Annotated in this window: 8 protein-coding genes; 4 read left to right on the plus strand and 4 right to left on the minus strand. The window is 61.9% G+C overall.

Annotated features, from left to right (window positions below; translation table 11 throughout):
• Positions 1–624: 624 nt before the first annotated feature.
• Together EQG76_RS30430 and EQG76_RS30435 are read left to right on the plus strand one after the other, a co-directional pair.
• Entirely contained in the window at positions 625–1,599 is a 975-nt protein-coding gene (locus EQG76_RS30430) for a protein-L-isoaspartate(D-aspartate) O-methyltransferase (protein ID WP_235031640.1), read from the plus strand.
• 1 nt (position 1,600) lies between these two features.
• Positions 1,601–4,021 (plus strand): SAM-dependent methyltransferase, encoded by a 2,421-nt coding sequence (locus tag EQG76_RS30435; protein WP_159718977.1) that lies wholly within the window; start codon positions 1,601–1,603, stop codon positions 4,019–4,021.
• Positions 4,022–4,139: 118 nt separating this feature from the next.
• Here EQG76_RS30435 and EQG76_RS31945 read toward each other — a convergent pair whose 3' ends face one another.
• From EQG76_RS31945 to EQG76_RS30445, 3 genes are all read right to left on the minus strand, one after another.
• On the minus strand, positions 4,140–4,547 hold the full coding sequence (locus EQG76_RS31945) for a M28 family peptidase (RefSeq protein WP_200841264.1): 408 nt from the start codon (positions 4,545–4,547) through the stop codon (positions 4,140–4,142).
• Entirely contained in the window at positions 4,505–5,689 is a 1,185-nt protein-coding gene (locus EQG76_RS30440) for a M20/M25/M40 family metallo-hydrolase (RefSeq protein WP_200841262.1), read from the minus strand. Before EQG76_RS30440 ends, EQG76_RS31945 begins: the two co-directional genes overlap by 43 nt.
• 377 nt (positions 5,690–6,066) lie before the next feature.
• Entirely contained in the window at positions 6,067–7,350 is a 1,284-nt protein-coding gene (locus EQG76_RS30445) for a lipopolysaccharide biosynthesis protein (protein ID WP_159718978.1), read from the minus strand.
• A gap of 123 nt (positions 7,351–7,473) precedes the next feature.
• Between EQG76_RS30445 and EQG76_RS30450 the strand changes: the two genes are divergently transcribed.
• Together EQG76_RS30450 and EQG76_RS33185 are read left to right on the plus strand one after the other, a co-directional pair.
• A complete protein-coding gene (locus tag EQG76_RS30450; protein ID WP_255476612.1) occupies positions 7,474–8,625 on the plus strand; it encodes a glycosyltransferase in 1,152 nt (383 codons plus the stop codon).
• A gap of 1,311 nt (positions 8,626–9,936) precedes the next feature.
• Positions 9,937–11,541, plus strand: coding sequence for a hypothetical protein (locus EQG76_RS33185; protein ID WP_159718980.1), 1,605 nt, complete (start codon positions 9,937–9,939; stop codon positions 11,539–11,541).
• Between the two features lie 77 nt (positions 11,542–11,618).
• Here the strand turns inward: EQG76_RS33185 and EQG76_RS30460 are convergent.
• On the minus strand, positions 11,619–11,916 hold a 298-nt coding region (locus EQG76_RS30460; RefSeq protein WP_159718981.1), incomplete at its 5' end, for a hypothetical protein.

Genomic DNA, 11,916 nt, shown 5'->3' on the forward strand with positions numbered 1-11,916 from the left:
AAGAAGGACGCCCCGATGCCGGCCGGCGGCCCCGGCGGCGGCATGGGCGACATGGACTTCTGATCGGTTTCGGCCAATCTCCAAGGACAAGGCCCACGTACAAGCGTGGGCCTTGTCATGTTCAGAGCAAAGTGTCCACAACGAAAGTGCACTATACAATCCATAACGGATCTACTACTACGCAGAACATTCTTAAAAGAAACCTTACATGTTATAATGTCTCTGCAGCCGCCGACTCTGCTTGATGTCTGCACTGGTCGCTATCACCACGGTTAACAGCATGGTCATGGCGCCAATCCAATAATGTGCCGGATGGCCGAATCACGGGTCACACGCGTCGCTCCCGGCACCCGCTCGGCAAGTGGGTGGCCAAGATCGAGGCGATCCGGTTGCTCAACTGGGCGAGAGGTGTCGGTCACGTCGATACTGGTCCAGGTCATGCCGAACTCCTCAGCCAGCACTCAGCGGAGATGTGGATCACCCACGATCCAGCTCCAGCTTGGCAATCCTGCTCATGGAGCCTTCCAAGACGCCGCAGTTGCGCCAGAGTATTTTCGGTTTTGCCGGGATCTTTCCAATCTTTGTGCTGCCTTCATGGCGACCCGCTGCCAATGATGCCACGGTATGCGCAAGACTACCGGCTGCTCAAATGTAACTTCATGCCGTCAATCGACACCTGGTGCCTTAGGCTGTTGCTCAATAGCTCAATGGGTTGATTGGTTCGGGTGCCCAGCAGCCGCGCTGCTCATCCCGACTGTGCAGGCTGCCGTTGACGATCTGGCCAGGACAGCGCAGCCTGTAGTCATGGAAACGGCTGCACATCCTTCCGAGCCGACCGGGCCGCGTGAAGCCTCGGCTGCCGGCTGTGTCGGGCGCCGGGCGGCACTCATGGCCTTCGCCGCCGCCATCGCCGCGCGCGTGGCCGGGGCTGCGGATGAGGAAGCGTCGGCACGGACGGCGATGGTGGCCAGGATCGAGGAGCATGCCCGCGATGTTGCGGGCGAGGCGCTTGGCAGGAGCTGGATCGACCCGCGCATCCTGGAGGTGATGCGCCGCGTGCCGCGCCACGCCTTCGTGCCTCCTGACCAAGTCGCGCATGCTTATGAGGATCGGCCGCTGCCGATCGGCCATGGTCAGACGATCTCGCAGCCTTTCATCGTGGCCCTGATGACCGACATGCTTCGCACTGCAACGGGACAGGTCGTGCTCGAGGTCGGCACCGGCTCGGGCTATCAGGCGGCCGTGCTCGCCGAACTGGTCCAGACGGTGCACAGCATCGAGATCATCCGGCCGCTCGCTGATGAGGCCGAGTGGCGGCTGCGTGCGCAGGGCCACGCCAACGTCACCGTCCATCGCGGCGACGGCTACTACGGTGTGCCGGAGGCCGCACCGTTCGACGGGATCATGGTGACCGCTGCCGGCGACAACATCCCGCCACCCCTCCTCGATCAGCTCAAGCCAGGCGGTTGGATGGTGATCCCGGTCGGCAGCGGCTTCGCGCTTCAGCTTCTGATGCTGGTCGAGAAGAGGCAGGACGGCAGGTTGCGCACCTACCAGACGCTACCGGTAGCCTTCGTGCCGCTCGTACGCGGTTTGTAAAATGCGATCCGACCTCGTCGCGGTCGCCCTCGTCGCGGGGGGCGCCCTGGCGTTCGAGGTGCTCCTGACCCGCATTCTGGCCATCATCCACTGGCATCACTTCGCCGGCATGGTCATCAGCCTGGCGCTGCTCGGCTATGGTGCCAGCGGCGGCGTGCTGGCACCGCTGGTCGACCGCCTGCGCCCGCATGCGGCGCTTGCTTTCGCCGGTGCCGCAAGCCTGTTCGGCATCGCTGCTCTGGCATCGGTCGCCATTGCCCAGGCCGTGCCATTCAACGCCCTCGAGGTCATCTGGAATCCTCGGCAATGGCTGTGGCTGGCGCTGCTCTACCTGCTGTTCGCCATACCTTTCTTCTTTGCTGCCAGCTGCACCGGGCTGGCGCTCGCCTGCTTCGCAGCGCCGGTGGGGTGGATCTACCGGTTCGACCTATTGGGAGCAGGTACGGGCGCTTTGGCCGTCGTCGGCCTGCTGACCATCCTCCGCCCGGATCAGGCGCTTCCGCTCATTGCCGCGCTCGGCCCGGCAGCGGGTGCCATCGTGCTGCTATCGGACCACCGCCACCTCGCTGTCGCAGCCCTGGTCGTGGCGGCCGCCCTAGCCAGCCTTGCTGCCGCAGGTCAGCCGACGCTGCGCATGTCGCCGTTCAAGCCGCTGCCGCAGATGCTCCTGATCGAAGGCACGGAGATCCTGGCCGAGCGCACCAGCCCGATCGGGCTCGTCCAGGTCGTGCAGAGCACGCAAATCCCGCTGCGCAGCATCGCCGGACTGAGCCTAATGAACCGGCAGCAGCCGGCGCCACAGCTCGGCCTGTTCGTCGACGGCGAGGGGCCAGCCCCGATCACGCGCTTTTCCGGCGATTTTGCACCGCTGGCCTATCTCGACGCCACGCTCGCAGCGCTGCCCTACCGTCTTCAGGAGCAGCCTCGTGTTCTCCTGCTGGGACTTGGCAGCAGCGACCTGCTCCTCGCCTTGCGGCATGGTGCGCGCCGCATCGACGTGATCGAGCCGGATGCCATGGTCGCCGATCTGCTGCGGGGCGAGCTGGCCGGCTTCGCCGGTCCCCTGCTGGAGCGGCCAGAGGTCCGGCTCCATGTCGATGCCGCACGTCGCTTCGTCCTTGCCGAGGAGAGCAGCTACGACCTGATCCTGCTGCGCCCACATGCGGCCGACCGCAGTACGCTTGCCGAGAGCTACGCCACCACCGTCGAGGCGTTCACTACCTATCTGCAGCGGCTGACCCCTTCCGGCCTGCTCGCCCTGCCGCATCCGCTCCGCCTGCCGCCACGCGACAGCCTGAAGCTGGCCCTGACCGCAATCGAGGCGCTTGAGCGTCTGGGCGTGGCCCAGGCCGCCCGGCATCTAGCCTTGATGCGTGCCTGGGATAGTGTGCTCCTGCTGGTTCGGCGGACACCATTCAAGACGGCCGAACTCGCTGTCATTGACCGCTTTGCCGAGGAGCATGCCTTCGATCTGGGCTGGTATCCGGGCATGCCGCGCACAGCCGCCAACCGCTTCAACCTTCTGGGTAAGCCCGTGTTCTTCGAAGGGATTGCCACCCTCACCGGGCCAGGCCGCGCAGCCTTCGTCGCGAATTATGCCTTCGACATCCGTGCCGCCACCGATGATCGGCCCTACTTCCTCGACTTCTTCCGCTGGCAGGCGCTGCCGGCACTTTGGGCGTCGGCGCGGCAGGGCAATGCCGGTCTGCTCGACTGGGGCTGGCCAGTACAGTTCGGGACCCTCGGCATCGCCGTCCTCGCCACGCTCCTACTGGTCCTACTGCCAGCCCGGCTTCTCGCAGGCCGCTCCAGTCCAGACCTGCGACGTGCCACCGGCGCCTATTTCCTGCTGATCGGCCTCGGCTTCATGTTCATCGAGATCGCGACGATGCAGCGCCTGGTTCTGCTGCTCGGCCAGCCCGTCTATGCCTTCGCCGTGACCCTCGCCGCCTTCCTCGTGTTCGCAGGCCTCGGAAGCGGGATGGTAGCAAGGCCGAAGCCGGGCGCGCATGATCGCGGCCGGCTGCGCGATGGCCTCGTGCCGGTCGTGCTCGTGATCGCTGCATGCACCCTGCTCCACGGCTTGGCCGGACCGCTTCTATTGGCATCGACTGCCAAGCTTCCGGCGATCTTGCGCACCGCCCTGGTACTGGTGCTGGTCGCCCCCCTGGCCTTCGCCATGGGGCTGCCGTTCCCGCTCGTCCTTGACCGGCTCAAAGCAGCGGCCCCCTTCCTGGTACCATGGGCCTGGGGCGTGAATGGCTGCGCCTCAGTAATCGCCGCCGTGCTTGCCGGCATTCTGACGATGAGCTTTGGCACGCATAGCCTCATGCTCATGGGCGTGCTCGCCTATCTTTTGGCCGCAGCCGCCGAGCGCGTGGTCGATCGCAGCTTGGCCGAGGAAGCTAGCTGCGGACGGTAAGACCTAGTGCCATAGCGCGTCCTCCTGCTCACTGGATAATGCACCATGACACTCCGGGTCCGTACACCTAGGCTCTTCGCCGTGAGGCTTTCGACAGACCAAAGGGCTCTAAGTTGATTTACTTCTGGAGCTGGGCCTCGCCGCGGAACGGCAGCGTCTCCAGTGGTACGCCCGCAGCCGCCAGCTCAACACCAGCTGCGAGTGCTGCCACCACGGCACGCGGCGGTGTGGTGGCGAAGTGCAGCACCGCATGCGCTGCAGCATCGCTGAGCTCATCCAATGCACGATCGTTGTTGTTGGCGAGGTTGTCACAGGCCTGATGATAGCATTGGTCATAGGCCGTGCCAGCGGTTCCGCCAAACACCTGCGCCTGCTCAGGCGTCTTGATGCCCTCCGCACCGGAGAACAGCCCGCCGGCCGGTATGCCCTTGGCAATAAACGGGCCGTAGTCCGAGCGGCCATCAAAGGCTGTTGGCAGCGTGGCTAGATTTTGACTGCGGAAATAGTCGAGGAAGACGCTCTCGATCTCGGCTGAGCCGGCCGGGCCCGCTGGCCCGCTGGCCCGCTGTCCGAACCGTCGCCATCGTACACGAAACGTACGGGATTGGGTGAACCGAGCATGTCGAAGTTAAGGTTCAGGAGGATCTTCTTGAGTTCTTGGGCTGGCAGCTGCTCGACATAGTGCATGGACCCGAGTAGGCCCCACTCCTCAGCTCCCCAGAAGGCGAAGCGGAGCCGGTTGGCTGGGGTGATCTTGAGCCGGTGCAACTGGATTGCGAGCTCGAGGATCATGGCCGCGCCACTGCCGTTGTCGTTGATGCCTGGGCCTTCCGAAACAGAGTCGAGATGAGCCCCGACCACCACAATGCGATCCGCAGCACCGCTGCTTGTCTCGCTGATGACGTTTGCCGTCTGGCGGAGTTCGGAGGTGGCGTCGGTCTTGATCCGAACCCGTACCTGGCCGTCTTGAGCTAGCCGGTGCAGTTCCTCACCTAACGCAAAGCTGGCGCCTAAAACGGGGATGCCAACGGGGGTGCCAAGCGTACCGCTGACGACCTCCTGACGTCCGGTCTGGCCCTCATTGAAGATGATGATAGCGTCATAGCCGGCGGCTGCGGCGTTCGTGACCTTCTGGCCGAAGGTGCAGGTACCACGCTGGACTAGCGCTATAGCCGGCTCCACTGGTGCGGTTGGAAAATCCGTGGGCTCGCATCCGCTGGTGGAGCTGGGTTCAGCGGTCGGCGGAATGACAATGTCGCTGGTCGGCATGATCACGCCTTCCACGCTGCCCGAACCCGAGTAGCGCAAGGTCAGGAAATCGGTGCCGTGAACGTAGGTCTTGGGCCCGGGGCTGAGACGTGCCGCCTCCGAGAGCGACCTCTCCTGATAAAAGGGGAACGGGAAGGGCTGGACCACGACTTGGTAGCCGGCCTCCCGCAGCTTCTGTTCCACGTAACTGGCGGAGGCGTCATAACCGGCGCTGCCCGCGGTGCGCGTTCCGCCATTGGCATCCGCAACCTCCTGCAATGCCTGCTGGTGCGCGCGGATGGCGGCAACCGTGATGACCTCCCGCAGTTTCGAGCTGTCGGTCTGGGCGGCGATCGGTGTCGTCAGGAGCAGGACCAGCGAGGAACTGGCTACGGAGAGCCACGTGGATGACCCGATCATGAGGCTTCTCCCGAGATGGTCCAAACAGCACCAGTATCAGATTTCTTTCTGGTCCGCTCAAAGCCTGACAGCTTGATGCCGCGCTTGGCGACGGGCATCGCCTTCGAATTGGGCGGTGGCGCCGAGCACGCATGACCGGGCTGAACATCCTGCACGATGGCGGCTTCACCCGCGCCTACTGAGGACCAGGACATGGCCATGGAGGTGGGCGGCTGGTCGGCGCGCCAGCCTGCCTTCACCGCATCGGACCCCTCGTTCCCGTCATAATATCAGTACAAATATATAGTTATTGTTGAAATGGTTATAAAACATTCAGGATTATATAGTATTTTATGCGTCAATGTTTAGGTTAGCTCAGCGTACATTTTGACGTTATTTCAGTTATCGGATGGATGCTTATTTATGATAAGCGTGTAGCATCCTGCCAAGGATGTTACGTAGCATAAGCATGTAGCTAGCGACCACATCAGGATAACATTATAGCCTGCTACTTGGGTCAGATAGCATCCTATAAACACACTTGCAACAAGTGCTGCATACACAAGATCAAACACCAGTCCTGCAGCATGTTTATTGATAAGATTGAACGTCTGACCTATCGGAAACAAAATGAAATCCGCCCATGCCAGCGGCACAAGGAGCTTCATTACGCGGCCGAACGTCCGCCACTCTTCTCCCAGAGCCCATGCCACCAGATCATCTGGAATGGCGAATATCGGCAGGAAGATCAAGCTGCCCACGAGGACCAGACGGAACATAGTATGGGTGAAGAGGCCTGCTAGAGCTTCGGGGTTCGTCCGCGCCAATCTGGCAGCTCGGGCAATGTAAAAGTGCGACACGGTCTGTCCCAGAAGACGTGCCGGTGCGAACAGCAGCCGTTGCGCTACAGCGACCTGGCCGGCCAAGCCATCTCCCCAGGCGGCGGCCAGCAGAATCACCGGCAGCATCTTGGTACCGGTGTTCAGCAGCAGAGCAGGAGCAGCATACAGACGATAGGCCCGCTGCCGCCGCCAAGCGGCACGGCACCTCGCCAGCGTCAGTAGCCTCGCATCCCGCCACCAAGGACCTACGCTGACAGAAAGAGCTGCGGCACCAAAGAGGAAGCCCGCGACCTGACCCAGCACCAAACCAGCGGCGCCAGCACCGGCGAGTCCCAGGCCGATGGGGACAATCGCTAACGCTACCCCCTGGACGATCTTGGCCCGGGCAGGGGCAATGGCCAGCTCGGCGCGTAACGCCATCAAGGTCAGCACGCTCATCGCTGCCTGGGCGAAGGCCGCCAGAGCAATGCCCCCCCAAAAGGGAAGATTGGCCCAGATAGTGCCGACGGGCAGGAGCATGATGCCGATTAGGTAGCCCGTGGCGGCCACCGTCAGCGCCAGTCCCGCTGCGGTCCCAATCGAAGTCGCGGCCGTCGCATGGGCAAGTTCCGGGCCGGCCTCCAGCACGATGCCCTGCTCCATGCGCAATGCGGCGACCCCGCCGAGAACTGACGCAGCCGCGAAGAACATGGCGAACACCCCAAACTCATCCGGCGTGTATAGTCGGGTGAGGGCAGGGAGGACGGCCAGCGGCAGGAGTTGGCCAGCAATCGAGAGGATCGAAGATTCTAAAAATGTGGTAATTTTTGTGTTATATTTGAATGGCTTATCAGTCGTCATTAAGAGTCCTTGTGAGATTCCGGAAGCTTCCTTGCACCAGTCTGGACAAGATGCTGCATATCGGCAATAATCTGTCCCATCTTATAAGAATGCCTCAAGAACATTTTCTGGTGGTGTGCGATTATGCGGGTGGCTCATTTATCCACGACTCATTGCCCAGACGATGTTCGGGTGGTCCATAAGGAATGCCGTTCACTCGCGGAGCTGGGTCATGAGGTGACCGTGATCCTGCCCGGCCGCGAGGTGCCAGCCGATCCGGTCGATGTCCGTTTCGATCTGGTCGCAAAGCCCTCCGCGCGGCTGCAGCGGATGACACTTACTGCCCTGATGGTGTTCCTCCGCGCTTGGCGGATGCGGGCGGATGTCTATCACTTCCATAGCCCAGAACTCATTCCGTGGATGTTCTTGCTGCTGCTGCGCGGCCGGCCCATCGTTTATGATGTCCATGAAGATTTCAGTACCGGCATCAGGCGGGCAATCTACCTGCCATACTGGCTAGCTGCTACCTGCGCCTTCGGGCTGCGGGTGCTGGAGTATCTGGCGACGCGCTGCTTTACGGTAGTGATTGCCGAAAAATACTATGTGGAGATTTTCCCAAATGGAGTGGAACTCCTGAACTATCCACGGGTGGAAGATTTCCCAGAACTCGCGGTGCATGAGGTGCCGGAGGCGGACAGCACCGCGCCGGTGATCGTCTACGCCGGCAGCCTTGTGCGCCAACGTGGCGCCCTGAACTACGCTGATCTTGCCAAGGCCATGCCGGAGGTGCGGGTCCGCACGGTCGGCGTCGTGTCCAGTAAGCTTGCCCGAGAAATGCGTGAGCGGGCGGGCGATGCCGCCAATCTTGAGATTGTCGGAGTAAGCCGATGGCTGTGCTACGGGGAGATCCTTGAGGCGTACCGGGCCAAGCCGATCCTGGGCTTGGCGATTTTCCCCGATAGCGACCATTATCGCCGCAAGGAACTAACCAAGTTCTTCGAGTATATGGCCGCCGGCATTCCGGTGGTATGCTCGGACTTTCCGGTATGGCGCAAGCTGATCGAGAGACACGGAGTGGGGGTCTGCGTGGATCCTGAGGACCTTGCCTCGGCGGCGGCGACGATCCGGGAACTGATCGCTGACCGTTCCAGACGGCAGGCCATGGCTGATCGGGGGCGGGCTTTGGTGCTGGAACGCTTCAATTGGGATCTCGAGGCCGCGCGCCTGGATCATCTCTACGTCTCGCTGGTCGCAGACCGTACGACAGTTCCTGCACGCCATCCCAACTCCATCTAGAAGCGCCGCCTGTGCGTACCATGACCATTCTGCCGCGTATCACTTGGTCAGGTGGCTGGCGAGGGCCGCGTCTGTTGCGCGCCGTGTTCTCCTTCGAGACGGCGTTCCTCTTGTTCCTGTTCGCCGGGCGCTACAAAGCCAATCCCTTCGTGATGGCCGTACTTCCGACCGACCCGGTGATCATCTTCGGCGCGCTCTCGATTGCCGCTGGAGTCTGGGTGATCAGCACCGAGCGCCTCTACATCCCCGGTTACATCGCCGTGGCCAGCTTCTGTGTATTCCTGGTCTGGATGTGGATGAGCCTGAGTTGGACACCAGGCTTCGTCTATGCGCGACTGAAGGTTCTGGAGGTCACCTTTTTCGACACTTGGGCGCTAATTGCGGGTGGCATGATCATCGCCAACTCCCGCGAGCGCTGCCAGCGGTTCTTCATCCTGCTGAACGTCTTCGCGCTGATCCTGGCGATCCAGGTCCTGCTCGAATACATCCGGCAAGGGCCAGGTCGAATCATCCTGATCAATGGCGGCGATGGCTATCTAGGCTATGGTCGGGTGTGCGGTTTGGCCGCCATGACCCTGTTCGCCTATCTGGCTGCCAAGCCGCGCCTAATGTCCAAGACGGGCCTGATGATCATGGCCCTGCTCACCTTCTATGTCTGGGTGCTCCTGTTCGGCGGTGGAAAGGGACCATTGATCGCAGCCCTGGTGCCGCTGGCGTTGGTCTTCCCACTGGGCTTCAGCATACGGGGCAGACGGATTGGCATTCAGCGTGGCCATCTCCTGATGATTGGTGGCCTCATCGCCGCCATCGGCGCGATCTTATGGGTGATCTTCGACCCCGACATGGCCGGCAAGGCGACCACCATCAATCGCTTTGCGACGCTCTTTTCCGACAATCAGGGCGTCTCTGACCGCCGCCGGACCATGCAGATCTGGGAGTTCATTACATTGGGCGAGGAGGCCGCCATCTTTGGCCAGGGCATCGGTGCCTGGCCGATCCTGACCTATGGCGCGGATATTCGTCACCATCCCCATTCGCTCCCGTTGGAGATCATCGGCGAGCTGGGTGCCGTAGGTCTGGTCCTGTTCGGGATCACCTGTTTTGCCTGCTTACGTCTGATCACCCTGGAGCGTCTTCGCCAGGATGCGCTCCTGCTCGGCGCTTTCCTGATGACGCTGAACATGGCGCTCAACGCCGGCACCTCCGGTGATCTGGGCGAGAATCGCTATTTGTTCTTCACCATGGGGTTGCTGCTGGTCCGTCCTCTTTGGGGGGGGCGAGCTGCCGCTTTATTCGCCGACACGAGGGATCATGACTGCCCTGATGACAGCGAAGCCGAAAACGACATCACCCTCCCTGACTGGGAGGACGATCGCCAAGGCTTCCTCGCCATACGCCGTCGCCTCAGCCTTGCTTGCGCTGACGATGGTGTTGCTGTGGGGCGGAGCACTGTTTCAAGCAGCACGCTTTGATGAACTTTATCATGTGCTGGCTGCCCGTGGCTGGTTGGAAACCGGCACCTACCGGATCGGGACGGACGGGCGCTACTTGCGAGGAGTGCCAATCACCTGGAGTGTGGCTCAGCTCTTCTGGCTGCTGGGCGATTACCTCTTCGTCGCCCGGTTGGTGAGCCTGATCCCGACCGCCATCCTGGTCCTGGCCGGCAGCTGGTGGCTGAGCACCCGGTTCAACCGTCCGCTCGGCTATGCCTGGGCTACCATCTGCGTGCTCTCGCCCTTCCTGGTCGAGATTGCTACCTTTGTGCGCTGGTATGGCTTGCTTGCACTGCTGGCCGGCCTGTTCCTTGCCTGCCTGGTGGAACTCCTTCTCCCGGACAGATCACCTAGGGACCGCACCATTGCAGCCATGCTGCTGGCGTTTGCCGCAGCCGGCATTTCGGTGCTGCAGCTGGAAATCCTCGCTCCGCTCCTGTTGTTTGGTACTCTCATGGCAGCCCGCTTGATTCTGCCGGCATGGCCAAGGCCGAGGATCGTCCGCGCCCTGCTGATGGTGGGCCTTCTGGCGGGCTTGGCGGTGGTGGCCGGGCTTGCGAGTGGCGTGGTCACGGAGCTGTGGGCAAAGTATCGCTGGTCGGTGCCATGGGCTGCTGACGCCAGCAACGACCCGATCTTCTATCATCGCTATCTCTTGATTTACTACCCAGTTTTCTGGCCTCTGACTGGGATGTTGTGGCTAGCCGGTCGGAGAATTGCGCCGGCTCTTGCAGACTGTGCCGTTCTGATAGCCGGTACTGGATTGCTCTTTCACGCTGGTGCTGGCTTGAAGGCAACCCGCTACATTGGCTATCTCGCACCCTGGCTGCATCTGATCTGGGCGATCGGCCTGGTCGGCCTCTGGCACTATCTTCGGCAGCTGCCGATCGCATGGCCGGCGAGCCGTTGGGGGCAGGCGATCGTCGCTGCAGCTGTCGTCTTTGTCATTCTCGGCAACGCTGCCTCAATCCGTGTTGTTAGCCTAGCTCTCGGGATCACCGTGCCACCGGAACAGCCATCGGCTGACTGGCATGGGGTCGCCCGGATCTTGTCGCCGGAGACGGCTGAGACGGAGTTGATCATCAGCCCCAGCGAACTGGAAGCGCTCGATGCTTTCGGTCGAGCCGACTATGCCCTCAACCATTCTCTTTATGTCGAGGTCCAAGGCCAAGGGCCAGTCACCGTTGATCCCCGCACGGGCGTGAAGGTGCTACGTGATCCTGAGGCACTGCATGCTGTGTTGACCTGTGCGAGGTCGGCGCTGGTCGTCTCCGATACCTATCGCTGGCGGGATCCCGGCAAAGCACCGGACGCCATGGCCACCTACGTTGAACAGGAGCTGTTGGAGATTACCCTGCCACCCGACAGCCATATGCGTGCCTGGCGGTGGGAGAATTTCAAGGTCCAGGCAACAGACTGCTAGCTTCTGCCGGGCTCCCGTTTGGATACAGGCAGCAGATAAAATGGCAGAAGCTAGCAGTCCTTAAGATCCTCTCGTGCTCACGCCACCGGCATTAGGCTGACCGGCAGCATGTGATCGTTGATCTCGGTCCAGGCCATGTTGGTGTCGTAGAGTTTTCCAGAAGCATTGTAGAAACGGCCAGAATTGTTGGCGTTGTCTTCGCTGCTGGTTGGCACGGATTGGGGGTTGCACGGCCATACCTGCGGAATCTTGATCTCCGGCCGGCGCGAGCCGTCCGGCATCAGCGCCCGGCCCTGGCTGGTGTCATAGGTGCCGTCCGATCTCTTCCGGTAGAGGTTGAAGTAGCGGTGCGGGTTCTTCTGCAGCTGCATGGCG

Source organism: Geminicoccus flavidas, assembly GCF_009806515.1.
Lineage (GTDB): Bacteria > Pseudomonadota > Alphaproteobacteria > Geminicoccales > Geminicoccaceae > Geminicoccus > Geminicoccus flavidus.

What these genes read in the sequence shown, in the direction of transcription:
- EQG76_RS30435 (WP_159718977.1), top strand. Translation starts at nt 1,601, where the DNA reads ATGCGATCCGACCTCGTCGCGGTCGCCCTCGTCGCGGGGGGCGCCCTG.
- EQG76_RS30430 (WP_235031640.1), top strand. Translation starts at nt 625, where the DNA reads ATGCGCAAGACTACCGGCTGCTCAAATGTAACTTCATGCCGTCAATCG.
- EQG76_RS30445 (WP_159718978.1), bottom strand. Translation starts at nt 7,350, where the DNA reads ATGACGACTGATAAGCCATTCAAATATAACACAAAAATTACCACATTT.
- EQG76_RS30440 (WP_200841262.1), bottom strand. Translation starts at nt 5,689, where the DNA reads ATGATCGGGTCATCCACGTGGCTCTCCGTAGCCAGTTCCTCGCTGGTC.
- EQG76_RS30450 (WP_255476612.1), top strand. Translation starts at nt 7,474, where the DNA reads ATGCGGGTGGCTCATTTATCCACGACTCATTGCCCAGACGATGTTCGG.
- EQG76_RS33185 (WP_159718980.1), top strand. Translation starts at nt 9,937, where the DNA reads ATGACTGCCCTGATGACAGCGAAGCCGAAAACGACATCACCCTCCCTG.